At 62.6% G+C, this 19,283-nt stretch carries 14 protein-coding genes; 6 read left to right on the top strand and 8 right to left on the bottom strand.

Translation table 11 applies throughout. From position 1 onward, the window contains the following. Nucleotides 1–80 precede the first annotated feature (80 nt). From AB7M33_RS05455 to AB7M33_RS05440, 4 genes are all read right to left on the bottom strand, one after another. The gene (locus AB7M33_RS05455; protein ID WP_454242543.1) at nt 81–1,040 is read right to left on the bottom strand and encodes an arsenic resistance protein; all 960 of its coding nucleotides are present in this window, start codon (nt 1,038–1,040) and stop codon (nt 81–83) included. A gap of 70 nt (nt 1,041–1,110) precedes the next feature. After that, a complete protein-coding gene (locus AB7M33_RS05450; RefSeq protein ID WP_454242542.1) occupies nt 1,111–1,701 on the bottom strand; it encodes a hypothetical protein in 591 nt (196 codons plus the stop codon). Between the two features lie 143 nt (nt 1,702–1,844). Beyond that, nucleotides 1,845–3,098: a serine hydroxymethyltransferase gene (glyA, locus tag AB7M33_RS05445; RefSeq protein ID WP_027594534.1), complete on the bottom strand. Its 1,254-nt coding sequence runs from the start codon at nt 3,096–3,098 to the stop codon at nt 1,845–1,847. 301 nt (nt 3,099–3,399) lie between these two features. Beyond that, a complete protein-coding gene (locus AB7M33_RS05440; RefSeq protein ID WP_454242541.1) occupies nt 3,400–7,230 on the bottom strand; it encodes a sensor domain-containing protein in 3,831 nt (1,276 codons plus the stop codon). Between the two features lie 270 nt (nt 7,231–7,500). On the opposite strand from AB7M33_RS05440, the gene AB7M33_RS05435 reads away from it, so the two are divergent. From AB7M33_RS05435 to gdhA, 3 genes are all read left to right on the top strand, one after another. After that, on the top strand, nt 7,501–7,914 hold the full coding sequence (locus tag AB7M33_RS05435; protein ID WP_454242540.1) for a hypothetical protein: 414 nt from the start codon (nt 7,501–7,503) through the stop codon (nt 7,912–7,914). 458 nt (nt 7,915–8,372) lie between these two features. Next, complete coding sequence (gene ettA, locus AB7M33_RS05430; protein WP_027594531.1) at nt 8,373–10,040, top strand: energy-dependent translational throttle protein EttA; 1,668 nt, start codon at nt 8,373–8,375, stop codon at nt 10,038–10,040. Between the two features lie 323 nt (nt 10,041–10,363). Continuing rightward, on the top strand, nt 10,364–11,704 hold the full coding sequence (gene gdhA, locus AB7M33_RS05425; protein WP_099428289.1) for an NADP-specific glutamate dehydrogenase: 1,341 nt from the start codon (nt 10,364–10,366) through the stop codon (nt 11,702–11,704). 220 nt (nt 11,705–11,924) lie between these two features. Here gdhA and AB7M33_RS05420 read toward each other — a convergent pair whose 3' ends face one another. The 4 genes from AB7M33_RS05420 to AB7M33_RS05405 all read right to left on the bottom strand — a co-directional run bounded on the left by AB7M33_RS05420 (nt 11,925) and on the right by AB7M33_RS05405 (nt 15,341). Beyond that, nucleotides 11,925–12,422, bottom strand: coding sequence for a GreA/GreB family elongation factor (locus AB7M33_RS05420; RefSeq protein ID WP_274888083.1), 498 nt, complete (start codon nt 12,420–12,422; stop codon nt 11,925–11,927). 66 nt (nt 12,423–12,488) lie between these two features. Further along, nucleotides 12,489–12,845, bottom strand: coding sequence for a hypothetical protein (locus tag AB7M33_RS05415; protein WP_099430863.1), 357 nt, complete (start codon nt 12,843–12,845; stop codon nt 12,489–12,491). Between the two features lie 78 nt (nt 12,846–12,923). Next, a complete protein-coding gene (locus AB7M33_RS05410) occupies nt 12,924–14,777 on the bottom strand; it encodes an Lnb N-terminal periplasmic domain-containing protein (protein ID WP_454242539.1) in 1,854 nt (617 codons plus the stop codon). 75 nt (nt 14,778–14,852) lie between these two features. Next, entirely contained in the window at nt 14,853–15,341 is a 489-nt protein-coding gene (locus tag AB7M33_RS05405; RefSeq protein ID WP_027594526.1) for a DUF3015 domain-containing protein, read from the bottom strand. Nucleotides 15,342–15,597: 256 nt separating this feature from the next. Between AB7M33_RS05405 and AB7M33_RS05400 the strand changes: the two genes are divergently transcribed. The 3 genes from AB7M33_RS05400 to AB7M33_RS05390 all read left to right on the top strand — a co-directional run bounded on the left by AB7M33_RS05400 (nt 15,598) and on the right by AB7M33_RS05390 (nt 19,191). After that, entirely contained in the window at nt 15,598–18,036 is a 2,439-nt protein-coding gene (locus AB7M33_RS05400; protein WP_027594525.1) for a Lon protease family protein, read from the top strand. A gap of 162 nt (nt 18,037–18,198) precedes the next feature. Then, complete coding sequence (locus tag AB7M33_RS05395; protein WP_027594524.1) at nt 18,199–18,537, top strand: PA4575 family protein; 339 nt, start codon at nt 18,199–18,201, stop codon at nt 18,535–18,537. A 165-nt stretch (nt 18,538–18,702) separates the two neighbouring features. Continuing rightward, nucleotides 18,703–19,191: a TIGR00645 family protein gene (locus AB7M33_RS05390; RefSeq protein WP_016501546.1), complete on the top strand. Its 489-nt coding sequence runs from the start codon at nt 18,703–18,705 to the stop codon at nt 19,189–19,191. Nucleotides 19,192–19,283 lie beyond the last annotated feature (92 nt).

The raw sequence follows: 19,283 nt of genomic DNA, 5'->3' as shown, positions 1-19,283 counted from the left end.
TGAGAATTTATCGCATTCTATCAGCATACGTTCGGCCAGGTGCAAGCAAAAGGTTCAGCGTTTGCTGAACCCTCATAGCCTCATCTGTCTCGCACCCATGCGGGCACGACGCGCACATAAATTAACTCGCTCACCAACTCCACCAGCGTTTGGGTAATCACCGCTGCCGCCGCCAACCCGCGCAGGTCTTCCGGCAACGCCAACGCCAACGGCAACACCACCAGCGAGTTGCGCGTCGAAGCGCTGAACGTCACCGACCTCACCTCGGCCACTGGCAAACGCATCAGCCGCGCGGTGGCAAAGCCGATCACGGGCGCCAGCAGCATGAAGCCGAGGTACACCGGGATCACGGGCAGCAAGCGCTCGAAATCGCGCAGCACGGCGGCAATCTGCGAGCCGATCACCACCACCAGCACGCATGCCATCGCCGGCACCGGCATCCACGCCCAGGCGTCGTTCCACTTCGATGCCGCGCGGGAGCGGCGGGCGCTGGCGCTGGTCAGCACGGCGAGAATCATCGGCAATACAATCAACAGTGCAAACGCTTCCACGAAGGGCGCGATGGAAATTGCCACAGCGTTGTCGTCACCCAGCATCAACGCCAGGTACACCGGCAGCAGGACCAATTGCACCAACAGCAGCAGCGGCGTGGCGGCGAGGGTCTGGCGTGAGTCGCCTTTGCCGATGTGGGTGAACACCACCACGTAGTCGATGCAGGGGGTTAGCAACACCAGCAGGGCGCCGATCAGGATGGCCGGGTGCGCGACCAAGCCGCGGGTGATTGCCCAGACCAGCAGTGGGATGAGGACGAAGTTGGCCAGTAGCAGTGCACTGATGAAGCGGCGGTTGCCCAGGCCTTGGCGCAGGTCGAGGAAGGGGATCTGCAGGAACATCGCGTACATCAGCACGGCAATGGCGGGGGTGATCAGGGCTTGCAGGTGGTGTGCGGTGTCGGTGGCCAGCACGCCGAAGGCAAGGGCTGCGAGCACGGCTGCGAAGTAGACCGGGATTTGATGGGTTTCGAGTTGCTCTCTGGTCAAGGCAGGGTCCTGTGCGCGCTCGGGTTTTGAAGCGGCACAGGGTAATACGTGAAGGCCCATGCAGGCGACATCAGGTGTTCAGCCAATCCACCCCGCGTTGCGTGATCAACAGGCTTAGGGTGCATTGCTGGGCAGCGGCGTAGCATGCCAGAAAGCCGCCCACCGGGTAGAGGTTGTGGATCTCCATGGGGTGGCCGTTGCTGGCGATCATCTGGATTTCTCGCCGGTCATCTTCAAGTTGTGCCAGGTCGAACGGGGCGCCGGTTTGCGCATCGACCAAGGTCCACAGGCTAGGGTCTTGCGCCGTGATGGCCTGAGCGGCCACCAGGCCTTCGGCGGTGGTGAATATGCCTTTACCAAGATGAGGCCCGCTGCGCACATACAGTCGATAACCCGCATCGCTGTAGCGAAAATACAGCAGCATCGCGCACTGATCGTCGCCTTTGTCGAACGGGATCAACCCCAAGTCCTGACCGTGCTGCCAATCATCGTCCGTGCCGCTGAGCATGCCGAGTGCGTGGGCGCCTCCAATGGCGTACCCCGGCACTTCGGTGGGTGTGACCAGGCACACGGGCCCTGTGCACAGGCAGTCCAGGCTGTTCACCGGTGATTCGGCGATCTGCAGGGTGGTTGTAAAGGAACGTGTTTTGTTATCTGCCATGGGGTGCCTCCGGTTTGGCGTGGGGGAGGCTGCAGGCTAGGGTGTCTTGCGCAGGGGGCCCATTTGGAACAGGTTCCGCAAGGCGGGCAAACACAAAAAAGCCCGGCGCAAGGCCGGGCTTTTTCACATCAGGCTGGCGCTAATCAGTTGCCGTAAACCGGCAGCTTCTTGCAGATGGCCTTGACCTTCTCACGCACGGCATCGATCACCGCTTCGTTGTTCAGGTCAGCCAGGATGTCGCAGATCCAGCCGGCCAGTTCCTTGCACTCTGCTTCTTTGAAGCCACGGGTGGTCACGGCTGGGGTGCCGAAACGCAGGCCCGAGGTGACGAACGGGGAACGTGGGTCGTTCGGTACCGAGTTCTTGTTGACGGTGATGAAGGCTTTGCCCAGTGCGGCGTCAGCGTCCTTACCAGAGATTTCCTGCTTGATCAGCGACAGCAGGAACAGGTGGTTTTGGGTGCCGCCGGAAACGACGTCGAAGCCACGCTCGATGAACACGCTGGCCATGGCCTGGGCGTTCTTCACCACTTGCTGTTGGTAAGCCTTGAACTCAGGCTGCAGGGCTTCTTTGAAGCAGATCGCCTTGGCCGCGATGACGTGCTCCAGCGGGCCGCCTTGGGCGCCTGGGAAGACAGCGGAGTTCAGCTTCTTCTCGATGTCGGCGTTGGCACGGGCCAGGATCAGGCCGCCACGTGGACCGCGCAGGGTCTTGTGGGTGGTGGTGGTGACCACGTCGGCGAACGGTACAGGGTTCGGGTACACGCCAGCGGCAACCAGGCCAGCAACGTGGGCCATGTCGACGAACAGGTAGGCACCGACCTTGTCGGCAATGGCGCGGAAGCGTGGGAAGTCCAGCACCTGCGAGTAGGCCGAGAAGCCGGCAACGATCATCTTCGGCTTGTGCTCTACAGCCAGGCGCTCGACTTCGTCGTAGTCGATCAGGCCGTTGCCGTCGATGCCGTACTGGATGGCGTTGTACAGCTTGCCCGAAGAGCTGACGCTGGCGCCGTGGGTCAGGTGACCACCGTGGGCCAGGCTCATGCCCAGGATGGTGTCACCGGCCGACAGCAGGGCCAGGTAAACGGCGGCGTTGGCCTGGGAGCCAGCGTGCGGCTGGACGTTGGCGTAGTCGGCGCCGAACAGCTCTTTGGCGCGGTCGATGGCCAGTTGCTCGACCACGTCGACGTATTCGCAACCACCGTAGTAACGCTTGCCTGGGTAGCCTTCAGCGTACTTGTTGGTCAGAACCGAACCCTGGGCTTCCATGACAGCCGGGCTGGTGTAGTTTTCCGAAGCGATCAGCTCGATATGCTCTTCCTGGCGCAGAGCTTCTTGCTGCATGGCTTCGAAGAGCTCGGCGTCGTACTTGGCAATGGTCAAATCACGGCTGAACATGGCGGTCCTCAAGGATCGGGCTGAATTGGGGGGGCATTCTAACCGATTGCTTCGGGCATGGCATATGAAGTGACGTCAAGTCGCGGACCAAAGGCCTTCATGTTGCATCCCGCGCCCTGTCTGGGCTGGAGTTGACTTCAAGGTCCGTTTTTTTGCGGTGCAAAATACAACGTCGGCGCTGTGCCTGTAGGAGCAGCCTTGTGCTGCGAAGAGGCCGGTGACAGCAGCAAAGATTCAGGGCGCGGTCGCCGGCCTCTTCGCAGCACAAGGCTGCTCCTACAAAAAAGACGGCAGTGGAATTCTACTGGAACATGAACAGCGTCTCGTTGGCGAACTGCGCCTCGAACTGATGCGCCGGCATCGGCCGCCCGAACAGGTAACCCTGCACCTCGTCGCAACCATGTTCACGCAAGAACTCCAGCTGCTCATGGGTTTCCACGCCTTCGGCGATTACCGCCAGGTTCAGGCTGTGGGCCATGGCAATGATCGCCCGGGCAATCTGCGCGTCCTGCTCGCCCTCGGGCAAGCCGTCGACGAAGGTGCGGTCGATCTTCAGCACGTCGATGGGGAACTGCTTGAGGTAGTTGAGCGACGAGTACCCGGTGCCAAAGTCGTCCACCGCAATGCTCAGGCCAAGATTCTTCAGGCTGGCGAGAATCTGCAAGGCCTCATTTACCTCGCGCATCAGGATGCTTTCGGTCAGCTCCAGTTCCAGGCACGCCGGCGGCAGCCCGATGTCTTCCAGGATGGTGGCGATGCGCGTGCCCAGCTGGCCGTCGGAGAACTGCCGCGCCGAGATGTTTACCGACACCTTCGGCACCCGCACTTTGGCTTTGTGCCAGGCCTTGAGTTGGCGGCTGGCCTCACGCAGTACCCAGTCGCCGACATCCACCACCAGGCCCAGCTCTTCGATCACCGGGATGAAGTCGCCCGGCGGCACCAGGCCGCGGGTGGGGTGGCGCCAGCGCAGCAAGGCTTCGGCGCCGGTCAGGCGTTTGCCATCGCCACTGAACTGCGGCTGGTAGTAGAGGATGAACTCGTTCTGCTCCATGGCATGGCGCAGGTCGCTTTCCAGCTCCAGGCGCTCCAGGGCACTGGCGTTCATCTCGGCCTGGTAGAACTGGAAGTTGTTCTTGCCGCGCTCCTTGGCGTGGTACATCGCGGTGTCGGCGTTTTTCATCAGCTGGCTCAGTTCGCTGCCATCTTGCGGGCTGAGGGCGATGCCGATACTGGCCGTAACGAAAAACTCGCGGTTCTCCAGCACGAAGGGCCGTACCAGGCTGGCGAGGATGTTCTCGGCCACATGGATGGCGCGGTTCAGCGCCATCTCGCGGGTCGCACGCGGTTGCAGCAGCAAGGTGAACTCGTCGCCGCCCATGCGTGCCACGGTGTCGTCGTCATCCACGCAGGCCAGCAGGCGCAGGGCCATGTCTTTGAGCATGCGATCGCCTGCGGCATGGCCGAGGGAGTCGTTGATCGGCTTGAAACGGTCTAGGTCGAGGAACATCAGCACCACCCAGGCCTTTTGCCGTTCGGCCTGTTGCAGGGCCGTGTGCAGGCGGTCCTGGAACAGCGTGCGGTTGGGCAGGTGGGTGAGGGCGTCGTAGTAGGCCAGGCGGTGGATGCGCTGCTCGCTGGCCTTGCGCTCGCTGATGTCGGTGAAGAAGCACACGTAGCTGGCCAGGTCGCCTTCGTCGTCCAGCACTGCGGTGATGCCGACCCAGGCCGGGTAGTGGTCGCCGTCGCGGCGCTTGAGCCACACTTCGCCTTCCCAGCTGCCACGCTGGTGCAACTGCTTGACCACGTAGCGCAGGTGGCCTTCCTGCTGTTGCTCGACGGTGAGCATGCCAGGCAGCTGGTCGAGCACGTCGTTGACGGCATAGCCGCTGACCCGGCTGAACGCTTCGTTGGCCTGGACGATGTAGCCGGCCGGGTCGGTGATGAGGATGGCCGAGGTGGAGTGCTCGAATACCGTGGCGGCCATGCGCAGGTCTTTTTCGGCGCGGCGTTGCTGGCTGATGTCGCGGCCAACCCCAAGCACGCCTTCGAAGCGTTCCTGGTCGTCCCACACCAATACCAGGCGCAGCTCGATCGGGATCTTGCGGCCATCGGCGCGCAGGCAGTCGAACAGGAACAGTTGGGTGGGCAACTGGCCACGCAACTGGGCCAGTTGCTCGCCGTCGCCCATGGCATTGCTGACGCGCTCCATCAGGCTGTAGATGCCGGTCAGCTGGGCCGGGTTGGCGATGATCGATTGCCAGCCGTTGTCGAAGATCCACTCAGCCTGATAACCCAGTACCGCTTTGACCGAGGGGCTGACGTAGTTGAGCTGCAGTTGGCTGTCGGTGGAGAAAATCACGTCGCTGATGCTTTCGGCCAGCATGCGGTAGCGCTGTTCGCTGTCGCGCAGCGACTGGCTGGCCTCGATCTGTACGGTAACGTCCTTGCCCACGCCGATGATGCGCGTCACCTGGCCGTCGTGGTCGCGGGTCAGCACCTGTTCGCGAATGTCGTAGCAGCGCCAGCCACCGTCGTGGTGACGGAAGCGCAGTTGGCAGTGCAGTGGCTGGCTGTGGCCGGTGGCTCGTTGATGCTGGCGCAGGGCCTGGAAGTGCGTGGCGTCTTCGGGGTGCAGCAGCAACTCCCAGAAGCGGTCGCCCATCTGTGCCAGCTCGGTGCGGTCGTAGCCCAGGGTTTGGCCGAGGTGGCGGTTGCTGAAGATCATGCGCTGGCTCGGCACGTCCTGCACGTAGAGCTGGTCGGGCACGGTACGCACCACGTCCGACCAGAAACTCTCGCGTTCGAGCAGGGACAGCTCCACTTGTTTGCGGCTGGTGATGTCGCTGATGCTGAGGATCACCGCCTGGTAGTCGCGGCGTTGCAGCGGCAGGCGGGCCATCAGCCACAGGTGCAGTTCGCCGCCCAGCGGTGCGGGCAGGCGCACTTCCAGTTCCAGCAGCGAGCGCTGTTCGATCAGTGCATCGATCAGTTGCATGCCGATGCTGTCGCGGCCATCGCCGCTGCCGTCGATCAGCCGCTGCCAGGCACCTTCGTGGCATTCGACGTTGAGCAACTGGCGCGCCACCTGGTTGATCTCGGTGATCTTCAACTCCTGCAACAGCGAGCGGCGCAGGTTAGGGTCCAGGGCCAAGCTGTGCTTGAGCGCAGCATGGTTGCGCAGGTGGTAGCGGTCGAGCTGGCCGGGCAGGCTGGAAAGGTCGAGCACGCACAAGGCAACACCGGTGCCTTCGAAAATTTCCTGATAGCGCCGGCGGTCTTCCTGCAGCGCGCGCTGGCGGCGGCGCATATTGATCAACGCCAGCACTGGCAGCAGGGCGCAGAACAGCACCAGCAGGCACTTGCCGATCAGTGCCGGCAGCAGCTTCTGCTGGGCCCGCTGGGCGTCGAACAGGCCGCGCAGTTGCCAGGTACTGTTGTCGATGAACGCCAGCATCACGCTCTGCAGCGGTGCCGGGCTGGTCTGGGCGATGGCGTGGCGGTCCAGCACCGCGCCGTTGCGGCTGTTTTCCAGCAGCCACAAGGGGTGGCCTGGGCTGTCCAGGTGCACGGTGAGGGTGCGGTAATACGCGTCGGACAGGCGCAGCAACCAGTAGCCGCGATCCTGCTCGGTGGACTGGCGCAGCAACAGGTAAATGGTGCGGTTGTCCGCCGAGTTGGCAAAGAAATACGGGCGACCCTGGTTCAGCGTCAGCAGCTCGCCAATCAATTGGCGGTCAGGGCTGCCGGCCAGGCTGTCGGCGCGGACCTGCCCGCTGGTGTCTAGCCAGGCCAGGTCACGCAGGGCGGGCAGGCGGGTGCGCAGGGTATCGAGCAGGCTGGGCAGGGCTGCCGGCGTCGGCGCATTGACGTAGGGCTGCACCACATTCACGGCCTGCTGGGCCTTCAACGCCATGTTCAGGCTGAGGTGGTCGGCAAGCTCCGCGGTGGCCTCCAGGCTTTGCTTGCGCAGGTCGGCTTGGGTGTGGCGGAACTGGGCGAACAGCTGCCACAGCAACAGGCCCAGCAGAATCAGGGCCAACAGGGCCAGCGCACCCTTGATCGACCCGCGCAGGGAAGCGACGGGGGCCATTGGTGCGGGACGCAGCGACGACGGTTGAGAGAGATTGGTCAAGCGTTGGTCCTGCGATTGGGCTGGCGATGGCAGGGATTGATCATGCACGGTTGGTGCCGGTGTCTGGTTGCCAGACCGCGGTGGCGCACTATAAGGCCGGACACCCTAAACGGGCTAGCATGCCTAGGATTATGGCAAAGTGCCAGTCCCCTTGTCCGGTGATGGTCGCCCTGCCGACGGTCGTGGTGGCGCCCTGTGGTTCGGCAAGCCCCTGCAACCTGTGCGAGAATGCCGCCCGCTTCAATGACAACGCTTCGGAGATGTTCGGTTTTGGTTACTCACTTTTCCTCCAATGGCCTCGATTCCGCCTGTGGGCGCAGCAGTCAGACCCTTGTCAGCACTGCCGTGACCGCGGACGTATCTTGCAAGTCGTGCCAGCGTTCGCTGGTCAAACCGGAGGCGGCCGCCGCCTCGAAAAGCAAGGCCCCGTCGCTGGCCGAACTGCGCAAGACCGCCAAGGCGGCAGCAGCACCGGCAGCCGTGGCAGCACCGGCAGTGACCGCGGTCGCGGCCAAGCCTGCGGCCAAGGTCGTTAGCGTGTCTGCGGCGCAGCCGGCCAAGGCGGTTGAGCAGCCTGCCCGCAGTGGCGGGTTCAGCGTCAAGTCTGCCTGGGCCGCGCGCCTGGCCGAGCAGGGCGACCGTTGCCGGTTGCCGCGGGGCAAGGTAAAGCAGCGTCACGTCTGAGCTTTTCAAGGTCAGTTCTGGCCTCTTCGCGGGGCAAGCCCGCTCCCACAAGTACTGTGCAAGCTTTGGGGTTTGTGCTGTTCCTGGGGGAGTGGGTAATGCGCAAGCTTTGGGGTTTGTGCTGCTCCTGGGAGAGGGTACTGCGCAAGCTTTGGGGTTTGTGCTGTCCCTATGGGATCGGGTAATGCTCAAGCTTTGGGTTTGTGCTGTTCCTGGGGGGCGGGTAATGCGCAAGCTTTTGGGGTTTGTGCTGTCCCTGTGGGAGCGGGCTTGCCCGCGAAGAGGCCAGCACAGGCATAAGCATTTCTTCCCCGTAACCCCACCATCCGACCCTCCTATGCAACGCCGCGCGTTGGCGTAGAATGGTCGACTTTGTTCAATGACACCCCGTAAACACATCCCCCTGGCCCACTGCCGGGGCGTTGGTCGATGTCTTTACCTATTTAGAGGGCTTGGTTTTGGCTCAATACGTCTACACCATGCATCGGCTGAGCAAGGTCGTGCCGCCGAAGCGCGAAATTCTCAAGAACATCTCCCTGTCGTTCTTCCCAGGCGCCAAGATCGGCGTACTCGGCCTGAACGGCGCGGGTAAATCGACCCTGCTGCGCATCATGGCGGGCGTCGACAAGGAATTCGACGGCGAAGCCCGTCCGATGCCCGACATCAACGTCGGCTACCTGCCGCAGGAACCACAACTCGACCCCGCCAAGACCGTGCGTGAAGTGGTCGAGGAAGCGGTCAGCGTGATCAAGGACGCCCAGGCTCGCCTGGACGAGGTCTACGCCGCCTACGCCGAACCCGACGCCGACTTCGACAAGCTGGCCGCCGAACAGGCCAAGCTCGAGTCGATCCTGCAGGCTGCCGACGGCCACAACCTCGAGCGCCAGCTGGACGTCGCCGCCGACGCCCTGCGCCTGCCGGCCTGGGACGCGAAAATCGAACACCTGTCCGGTGGTGAAAAGCGCCGTGTGGCCCTGTGCCGCCTGCTGCTGTCGGCCCCCGACATGCTGCTGCTCGACGAACCAACCAACCACCTGGACGCCGACTCGGTGGCCTGGCTGGAGCGCTTCCTGCACGACTTCCCGGGCACCGTGGTAGCGATTACCCACGACCGTTACTTCCTCGACAACGTCGCCGGCTGGATCCTCGAACTGGACCGCGGTGCCGGCATCCCGTACGAAGGCAACTACTCGGGCTGGCTGGAAGCCAAGTCGGACCGTCTGGCGCAGGAATCCAAGCAGCAGAGCGCCCACGAAAAGGCCATGAAAGAGGAACTGGAGTGGGTGCGCAAAGGCGCCAAGGCCCGCCAGTCCAAATCCAAGGCACGTCTGCAGCGCTTTGAAGAAATGCAGTCGCAAGAGTTCCAGAAGCGCAGCGAGACCAACGAGATCTACATCCCGGCCGGCCCGCGCCTGGGTGACAAGGTCATCGAGTTCAAGAACGTTTCCAAAGGCTATGGCGATCGTGTGCTGATCGACAACCTGTCGTTCGCCATGCCGAAGGGCGCCATTGTCGGCGTGATCGGCGGTAACGGCGCCGGTAAGTCGACCCTGTTCCGCATGTTGATGGGCAAGGAGCAACCGGACTCGGGCAGCATCGAAATCGGCGAAACCGTGCAACTGGCCTGCGTCGACCAGAGCCGCGAAGACCTGGACGGTTCCAAGACCGTGTTCCAGCAGATCTCCGACGGTTCCGACCAGATCCGCATCGGCAACTACGAGATCCCGTCGCGCACCTACGTGGGCCGCTTCAACTTCAAGGGCGGCGACCAGCAGAAGTTCGTCAAGGACCTGTCCGGTGGTGAGCGTGGCCGTCTGCACCTGGCCCTGACCCTGAAGGAGGGCGGTAACGTCCTGCTGCTCGACGAACCGTCCAACGACCTCGACGTCGAAACCCTGCGTTCCCTGGAAGAAGCCCTGCTGGACTTCCCGGGCGCCGCCATTGTGATTTCCCACGACCGTTGGTTCCTGGACCGCGTGGCGACCCACATCCTGGCGTACGAAGACGACTCGAACGTGATGTTCTTCGAAGGCAACTACACCGAGTACGAAGCCGACCGCAAGAAGCGCCTGGGCGATGCTGCTGCCCAGCCGCACCGTGTACGGCACAAGAAGCTGGCCCAGTAAGCCGGTTATAGCTGCACTAGAATGGGGCCCTCAGGGGCCCCATTTTTGTGCCTGGCAGGCATCGGCGTTGGCCCTTTCGCGGGGCAAGCCCGCTCCCACACAATCACCCGCAATCTCAGTCTTTCACAGGCCCCTGTGGGAGCGGGCTTGCCCGCGAAGAGGCCGATTCTGCTAACAATATTTTCATCATTTTGTATACATTTATATAAAACGCACCAAATAATTTCAAAAAAACGACATTGCGCCCTGTTCTCGTGCGATTGCTTCTTGGTACATTCGAAAAAAAACCAATAAGTCCAATCCCTCTTGGTGAGATGTCTACCATGATCGAATCTGTCGACAATTTCCTCGCGCGCCTCAAGCAACGCGATCCTGCCCAGCCTGAATTCCACCAGGCGGTGGAAGAAGTCTTGCGTACCCTGTGGCCGTTCCTCGAAGCCAACCCTCATTACCTGCAGGCCGGTATCCTGGAGCGCATGGTCGAACCCGAGCGCGCTGTGCTGTTCCGTGTTTCGTGGGTCGATGACCAAGGCAAGGTCCAGGTCAACCGCGGCTACCGCATCCAAATGAGCAGCGCCATCGGCCCGTACAAGGGCGGCCTGCGCTTCCACCCGTCGGTGAACCTGAGCGTGCTCAAGTTCCTGGCCTTTGAGCAGGTTTTCAAGAACTCCCTGACCTCGCTGCCCATGGGTGGCGGTAAAGGCGGCTCGGACTTCGACCCCAAGGGCAAGAGCGATGCGGAAGTGATGCGCTTCTGCCAGGCGTTCATGAGCGAACTGTACCGCCACATCGGCGCCGACCTCGACGTACCGGCCGGTGACATCGGTGTGGGCGCGCGCGAGATTGGCTTCATGTTCGGCCAGTACAAGCGCCTGGCCAACCAGTTCACCTCGGTGCTGACCGGCAAGGGCATGACTTATGGCGGCAGCTTGATTCGCCCGGAAGCCACCGGCTACGGCTGCGTCTACTTCGCTGAAGAAATGCTCAAGCGCCGTGACCTGCGCATCGATGGCCGTCGCGTGGCCATTTCTGGGTCCGGCAACGTGGCCCAGTATGCTGCGCGCAAGGTCATGGACCTGGGCGGCAAGGTTATCTCGCTGTCCGATTCCGAAGGCACCCTGTACGCCGAAGCCGGCCTCAGCGACGCCCAGTGGGACGCCGTGATGGAGCTGAAAAACGTCAAGCGTGGCCGCCTCAGCACGCTGGCGGGCGAGTTCGGCCTTGAGTTCCGCAAGGGCCAGACCCCGTGGAGCCTGCCGTGCGACATCGCCCTGCCGTGCGCCACGCAAAACGAGTTGGACACCGAAGACGCCCGCACCCTGCTGCGCAATGGCTGCTTCTGCGTCGCCGAAGGCGCCAACATGCCGACCACCCTTGAGGCGGTGGATATCTTCCTCGAGGCAGGCATCCTGTACGCCCCGGGCAAGGCATCCAACGCCGGTGGCGTGGCCGTGTCGGGCCTGGAAATGTCGCAGAACGCCATGCGCCTGCTGTGGACGGCCGGTGAAGTGGACAGCAAGCTGCACAACATCATGCAGTCGATCCACCATGCCTGTGTTCACTATGGTGAAGAGGCGGATGGCACGATCAACTACGTCAAGGGCGCGAACATCGCCGGCTTTGTGAAAGTGGCTGATGCCATGCTGGCGCAGGGCGTGGTCTGATCCAAGATCGCTAGGGCCGCTTTGCGGCCCATTCGCGGCACAAGGCCGCTCCCACCCGAACTGTGTAGCCTCAAAGGCTAGCGCCGCACCTGTGGGAGCTGGCCAGCGATGAGGCGGGAGCAAGCACCACAGGACAGTTGCTCCCAAAATGTAAGGGGAATGCGCAACCTGTGGGAGCGGCCTTGCGCCGCGAATGGGCTGCAGCGCAGCCCCAAGGCCCTCAAGCCTCACCCTCGATAGCGACCACCTCGATCATCTGATCCCCCACCGGCCGCCGCCACACCACTTCATCCCCAGGCCCCGCGCCCAGCAAAGCCCGCCCCAGCGGCGAGCCCCAGTTGATCAACCCGTGGCCCGCATCGGCCTGATCTTCCCCCACCAGCTGCACCTCATGCGCTTGGCCCTGCTCATCCACAAAGCTTACCCGGCTACCGATCTGCACCTTGTCCCGCGAGGTAGCGGCTGGTACCACCTGGGCACTCTGCACCCGTGCGCTGAAGTAGCGCAGGTCGCGCTCGGCATCGGCCAGGCGCTGCTTGTCGGCACGCTCGCCCTGGGCCTGCAACTGGCTGCGCAATGTATTGAGTTCGGCTACCCGCTGCTGCAATTGCGCCAGGCCACTGGCCGTGACGTAGTTGGGCTGCTCGCTCACCCGTCGCTCAACCGGTTGGTCGGCCTGGGCGGCAGCTTGGTCTTCGTTGACGAACGCTCGGCTCATGGTGGCCTCCTTGTGCAGGAGACCATGATGGCAGGCCGCCGGTTTCAAGGGATGTCAGTTTGCGACCTAGTCGTGGCGATAGGCCCGTGCGGCATCGCGGTCCTTCTCGTGCTCCCAGTCACGGTCGCGTTGGTCCCAGTAGCGGTCACGGTATTGACGCTGCTCTTCGCTGTTCTGCAGGGCGTGGCATTGGCGAAAACCATCGTCCCAGCCGCTTTCGTACTGGCGATTGTGCAGGTAGCGCGGCACGTCCTTGCGGAAGTCGCCGGCCATCACCCCGGCCGCCTGCCGGCCGCTGCTGCAGCCATCCTGGAAGCCATCGGCGTAGGCGGGGGGGTAACCGTGGTCGAGCATCTGTTCGTGGGTGGTTTCGCACCCTGACAGCAAAAAGGCAACGCACAGGCCTAACCAGTACCGCGACATGAACACTAGACCCTCCAATTGATGCTGGAGAGTCTAGGGGGCGATTTGTCGGCGAGCTGTCAAAACAGTGTCAAAGAGTCAGTAGTGATACCACTTCAGCTCCAGCATCACTTCGTTCTGCGCCGTCGCCAGGTGGCTGAATTCGCGCGAGGCACTTAACCGCAGGCCCAGGTTGCGGCTGATCTCCCATTGCTGATTCAGGCTCACGCTGCGCCGCACTTCGCCGTTGGTGAAGAAGTCGCCCTTCGCCTCCAGTGTCATGTTGCCCAGCCCGTTGCGCCAGAGCAGGCCGCCGTTGAACCCGGCTGCCGGGGAGATGAACTCGGCAAAATCATTGTGGTGTTCGACCCGCACCGTGCCCAGGGCGAAGCCCAGCAGTTCGTCGGCCAGTTGCCAGGTGCCGCCAGCGCCGCCATTCACATGGCTGACCAGCACTTCGTCGTCATGCTTGCCCGGCACCCGTTCCAGGCCACCGGTCACCTGCCATGACCACGGTTTGAGCAGCGCATTGCGGGGTGTCAGCGAGCGGATGGTGGCAAGGTCCAGGCGCTGCACCTGCCAGTCGTTGCCTTCGTACTGGCGGACTTTCAGCTGCAGAATCTCGATTTGCGCGCCCAGCGGGAAGCCGTAGGCGTTGTCGTTGAGGTCGTGATACGCCATGCGCAGGCCGTACTCGGCGTAGGCGCGGTCTTCCCGCGTGCCGACACCCAGCTGCCAGGTGCGTGAATCGTGGCCATCCTCGGGCAACCCCGGGCGCTCGATTTCCAGCGCCGGCGGCGGGTTGCGGTTGATTGCGCGCAGCAGCTCGAAGCTGCGCGTGGCCTGGCCTGGGTCGCGTTGCTGGCCATTGGCGCGGTAACGCTCCAGGCGGTAGGCGGCGTCCTGTACCAGCGCCTGGCGCTCGCGGGGCAGGGCAGTGAACTCAGGGCTTTGCAGCTGTGCGGTATCGGCGCTGACAGCCAGCACCTGCTGCTTTTCGTGAGGGGCCAGCGGCTCGGCGCGGGCCAGCAGTTCGCGCTCGCGCGAAGGCCGGTAGTTGACGCTGGACACCAGGCCAGACTGGCGCACCGCCTTGACCGTGTCGGTTGGGATGGCGGTCAGCGGGAACTGCGACGTCAAATCCAGGCCTGGCCGCGCCACCTGCAGCAGTTCGAGCAGGCGGTACGAGCAGTTCTCGTCGAAGAAGAAATAGTCGAACTGGATCTGCTTCAGCTCCCACACATGCTCGACCATGCGCCCGGTCTCTTGCGGGGTGAGGTCCAGCTGGTACTCCCACAGGTCGCGGTTTTCCAGGCTGCGGTACTCGGACAGCTTCTCTTGGTAGGGCATCAGCGCGAACAGGCCTGGGTAGCCGCCCATCAGGCCTTTCCAGGCATACAGGATGCTGTTGTCGCTGCCTTCGATGTAGGCGCCGAAGTTGATCGCGTAGCTCAGCAGCGTGGTGTCGTCGCTGTGGGTGTTGGACTGGTCGATGCGCAGCAAGGTGTGGCCGAACATCGACGAAGGGCTGTTCAGGTAGGCCGCCGGAAAAATCAGCGCGGCGCTGTGCGGGTCGATCGAGGTGTACCAGGTCTTGAATTCCTGGCAGTCGGGCTGTGGCAGGTCGGTCAGCCCCAGTTGCTCCTTGAGCCAGCGGGTACGCGCTGGGAAAACGCACTGGGCATGCTTGTCGCCCAGGCTGGCGGGTGCATACAGGGCCTGCACCGTGGCCCGCAACTCTTGGTCCGGGTGGTGCGCGCCATCGTCGGCGAGAAAGAACTGGGTATCGTCCACATAGCTGCGCCAACCACCCAGCTTGGCGGTTTCGTAATGGCCCAAGGCGATCCAGTAGGGGTTATTGGCCAATTGCTGAAGACGGCCTTCATCCAGCGCAGGCGCAGCATGAACAGGGGCGCAGGCACACAGCGCCAGGTAAGCGAGGCGTTTGAGCATATCGGGCAACTACTTCTTCACGATGCCGAAAGAAAGGGCGAAACCCGCCCCGACAGGGGGGCGGGGATGGTGCGCTTAAGCCTCGGTGGCGTATTTGGCCAGGCGTGGGTCGTTCTTCAGAACAGCCAGGGTATTGCTGTGCACGGTTTCGGCCGTGACGTCGGCGCTGCTGAAGATCTGGCTGAAGTGCTGGTGGGTGACCGACTCGAAGTAAGTACGGTCTTCCGGCGCTACGCCCAGTACCACGGCATAGGTGGTCAGTGCCTCGCCTTTGCCCATGGCCATGTCTTCGGACAGCTCGTTCATCATGCCATTCATGGCAAACCACGACTTGCCGCCATAGGTCAGCGAAGCCTTGGTGGAGCAGCCATTGGTGCCGGAGGTCATGCCGAAGGTGGCGTTACCGGAGGTGCCGTTGGTGGTGGAAGCCAGGAAGTGAGCCGGCGTACCGCGTTGGCCTTCGAACAGCATGTTGCCCCAGCCGCAGTTCGGGCCGCCTGGCGCTTCAGCCATGGCATTGAGGGAGACCACGGTGAACAGAGTACCCAGAAGAATCCGTTTCATAGCATTTGTTCTCTATTTGTCTTAAACCAAGGGTCAGGGTTTCTGGCAACTCGGTTGCCAGGTCGGGAAAGCTTTTCACCCACCCGCGCAGCTTGGAGTTTAGGCACGATCTAAAGGTTGCGTTGTTGATTGCGAAAAATTTGCCTGGAGGCCTGCGTTATCGCGACTGCGACATAAAGTCCCGGTGAGCCTTGCAAGGCGCGCGCGGGCAGCGCCAGAATGCTCCGTATCCGCCCCGCCGAAGTAAGGAAACCCAATGCCCGATCCTGTCGCTGCGCGCCTGCGTCTTGCGCCTGAAGCCCTGACCCGGCGTTTTTCCCCCGAGCAGTTTGCTTTTACCCATACCGACGATCTGGAGCCGTTTCGAGGCGTTCTGGGCCAGGAGCGAGCAGTCGAGGCCCTGCAATTCGGCGTGGCCATGCCTCGCCCTGGTTACAACGTGTATGTGATGGGCGAGCCCGGCACGGGCCGTTTCTCGTTCGTCAAGCGCTACCTCAAGGCCGAGGGCAAGCGCCAGCACACCCCAGCCGACTGGGTTTACGTCAACCACTTCGAGGAAACCCGCGAGCCGCGTGCCCTGGAGCTGCCCTCGGGCAGTGCCGGTGAATTCATCGCCGACATGGGGGGGCTGATCGACAACCTGTTGTCGACCTTCCCGGCAGTGTTCGAACACCCGTCGTACCAGCAGAAGAAGGGCGCCATCGACCGCGCCTTCAACCAGCGCTACGACCGCGCCCTGGATGTGATCGAGCGGGCGTCGCTGGAAAAAGACGTGGCCCTGTACCGCGACGCCAGCAACGTTGCCTTCACCCCGATGGCCGAAGGCAAGGCGCTGGACGAAGCTGAGTTCGCACAGCTGCCTGAAGCGGTGCGCGAGCAGTTCCACGAGGACATCGCCCTGCTCGAGGAGCGCCTCAACGAAGAACTGGCCAGCCTGCCGCAGTGGAAGCGTGAGTCGAACAACCAGCTGCGTCAGCTCAACGAAGAAACCATCACCCTGTCCCTGCAGCCGCTGCTGGCGCCGCTGTCTGAAAAGTACGCCGAGAACGCTGCGGTGTGCGCCTACCTGCAGTCGGTGCAACTGAACCTGCTGCGCACCGTGGTCGAGCAGTTGGTCGATGACAGCAAGACCGACGCCGTGGCGCGCAAGATGCTCGAAGAGCAATACGCCCCAAGCCTGGTGGTCGGCCATCACCACGATGGCGGCGCGCCAGTGGTGTTCGAGCCGCACCCGACCTACGACAACCTGTTCGGCCGGATCGAATACAGCACCGACCAAGGCGCGCTGTACACCTCCTATCGCCAATTGCGCCCAGGCGCCTTGCACCGGGCCAACGGCGGCTTCCTGATTCTTGAAGCCGAGAAGATGCTTGGCGAGCCCTTCGTCTGGGATGCGCTCAAGCGTGCGCTGCAGTCACGCAAGTTGAAGATGGAGTCGCCGCTGGGTGAACTGGGCCGGGTGGCGAGCGTCAGCCTGACGCCACAGATGATCCCGCTCAACGTCAAGCTGGTGATCATCGGCTCGCGCCAGCTTTACTACGCGCTGCAGGACCATGATCCGGACTTCCAGGAAATGTTCCGGGTGCTGGTGGACTTCGACGAAGACATGCCCATGGTCGACGAGAACCTGGAGCAGTTCGCCCAGCTCTTGCGTACCCGCACCAACGAAGAAGGCATGGCGCCGCTGACCAGCGACGCCGTGGCGCGCCTGGCCACCTACAGTGCCCGGCTGGCAGAAAACCAGTCGCGGCTGTCGGCGCGCATCGGTGACCTGTTCCAGCTGGTCAGCGAGGCCGACTTCATCCGCCAACTGGCCAGCGACGAGATGACCGATGCCGGCCACATCGAACGCGCACTCAAGGCCAAGGCCACCCGTACCGGGCGTGTGTCGCAGCGGGTGCTGGACGACATGCTCGCCGGCATCATCCTGATCGACACTGAAGGCGCGGCCATCGGCAAGTGCAACGGCCTGACGGTGCTGGAAGTGGGCGATTCGGCGTTCGGCATGCCGGCGCGTATCTCTGCCAGCGTTTACCCCGGTGGCAGCGGCATTGTCGACATCGAGCGTGAGGTCAACCTGGGCCAGCCGATCCACTCCAAAGGGGTGATGATTCTGACCGGCTACCTGGGCAGTCGCTACGCCCAGGAGTTCCCGCTGGCCATCTCGGCGAGCATCGCCCTGGAGCAGTCCTACGGCTACGTCGACGGTGACAGCGCCTCGCTGGGTGAGGTCTGCACACTGATCTCGGCCTTGTCGCGCACGCCGCTCAAGCAATGCTTTGCCATCACTGGCTCAATCAACCAGTTCGGTGAAGTGCAGGCGGTGGGCGGGGTCAACGAGAAGATCGAGGGCTTCTTCCGGCTCTGCGATGCGCGCGGCCTGACCGGCGACCAAGGGGTGATCATTCCACGGGCCAACGTGGCCACCCTGATGCTCGACGAGCGCGTGCTGCAGGCGGTCGAAGCCGGGCAGTTCCACGTTTACGCGGTCAGCCAGGCTGACGAGGCGCTGAGCCTGCTGGTAGGCGAGGAGGCCGGTGTGGCGGATGACAAGGGCGAGTTCACCGAGGGCAGCGTCAATGCCCGCGTGGTGGAGCGCCTGCGGGAAATCGCCGAAATGATCAGCGAAGAAGACATCAAAGAGGCGGAAAAGGAACGCCTGGAAGAGATGATTGCGCAGGCTAAACCCGCCTGAGTCAATAAATCGGCGCTGGCGGCGATGTGCTACCGTTCAGCGCCGGTTTTCCAACTTTCTGTGTTGTTCTTCTATGCTGGAACTTAGGGAGCAATCAGGGTTCAGGATGGAAACAGCCTGAGGGTTTCAGGCTGAACAGGGCTCATTGGAGGGGACGCGGCCATGCGCAACCTCAGCCTTACTCGCCAGTGCCTGGGCCTGGTGACCCGCATTGAATGCAGCATTCGCCCACTCGCCGGTGACAACGGCATGTGGACGCTGCTGTTCGCCGCCGGCATGGCCGGTGAGCAACCCTCGGCCATCAAGGCTCAGGGGCCGTTCCACGGGCCATTGGTTGCCGAATCGGTGCTCAATGCCATCGTCGACAGCCTTACGCTGCATGGCTACCAAGTGACCGAAGACCCGCAGATCTGGTGCCTGCACCTGCAAGCGCAGTTGCGTCGCATCAATGGCGAGCGTTGCCGCAACCTGGGGGATTATCAGTTTCATCCTGAAAGCTGAGTGAACTGGGGCCGCTTTGCGGCCATTCGCAGCACAAGGCTGCTCCTACCGGTAGGGGCAGCCTTGTGCTGCGAATGGGCCAACTCGATTCAGCTTTTGCTGCAACAGGTGGCTGGCTATACTCGCCGTCGCTTTTTTAGTCACCTGACGAGTCCCTTACCCTCCATGGAACGTATTCTCGAAAACGCGATGTATGCCTCGCGCTGGCTGCTCGCCCCTATCTACTTCGGCCTGTCGCTCGGCCTGCTGGCCCTGGCGCTGAAATTCTTCCAGGAAGTCGTCCACGTCCTGCCCAACGTTTTTGCCTTGAGCGAAGCTGACCTGATCCTGGTGATCCTATCGTTGATCGACATGTCGCTGGTGGGCGGCCTGCTGGTGATGGTGATGATTTCCGGCTACGAGAACTTCGTCTCGCAACTGGACATCGACGACAGCAAAGAAAAGCTCAACTGGCTCGGCAAAATGGACTCTTCGTCGCTGAAGATGAAAGTTGCTGCGTCGATCGTGGCCATTTCCTCCATTCACCTGCTGCGGGTGTTCATGGATGCCCAGAACATCTCCACCGACTACCTGATGTGGTACGTGATCATCCACATGACCTTCGTGGTGTCGGCCTTCTGCATGGGCTACCTGGACAAGCTCACCAAGCACTGAGCCCACGCGGCTTGAGGGTAAAACTGACCAGTGGCGTCAGTTTTACCTTGTGTATTCGCAAACCTTGTACAAAAAATGAGCACTCACGCGGT

Source organism: Pseudomonas sp. Y3 TE3536, assembly GCF_053629175.1.
This window is presented reverse-complemented; position numbering and strand designations above follow the sequence as displayed.

Coding starts and splice junctions, on each gene's coding strand:
- AB7M33_RS05450 (WP_454242542.1), bottom strand. CDS start 1,701: ATGGCAGATAACAAAACACGTTCCTTTACAACCACCCTGCAGATCGCC.
- glyA (WP_027594534.1), bottom strand. CDS start 3,098: ATGTTCAGCCGTGATTTGACCATTGCCAAGTACGACGCCGAGCTCTTC.
- gdhA (WP_099428289.1), top strand. CDS start 10,364: ATGATCGAATCTGTCGACAATTTCCTCGCGCGCCTCAAGCAACGCGAT.
- AB7M33_RS05420 (WP_274888083.1), bottom strand. CDS start 12,422: ATGAGCCGAGCGTTCGTCAACGAAGACCAAGCTGCCGCCCAGGCCGAC.
- AB7M33_RS05415 (WP_099430863.1), bottom strand. CDS start 12,845: ATGTCGCGGTACTGGTTAGGCCTGTGCGTTGCCTTTTTGCTGTCAGGG.
- AB7M33_RS05410 (WP_454242539.1), bottom strand. CDS start 14,777: ATGCTCAAACGCCTCGCTTACCTGGCGCTGTGTGCCTGCGCCCCTGTT.
- AB7M33_RS05405 (WP_027594526.1), bottom strand. CDS start 15,341: ATGAAACGGATTCTTCTGGGTACTCTGTTCACCGTGGTCTCCCTCAAT.
- AB7M33_RS05400 (WP_027594525.1), top strand. CDS start 15,598: ATGCCCGATCCTGTCGCTGCGCGCCTGCGTCTTGCGCCTGAAGCCCTG.
- AB7M33_RS05395 (WP_027594524.1), top strand. CDS start 18,199: ATGCGCAACCTCAGCCTTACTCGCCAGTGCCTGGGCCTGGTGACCCGC.
- AB7M33_RS05390 (WP_016501546.1), top strand. CDS start 18,703: ATGGAACGTATTCTCGAAAACGCGATGTATGCCTCGCGCTGGCTGCTC.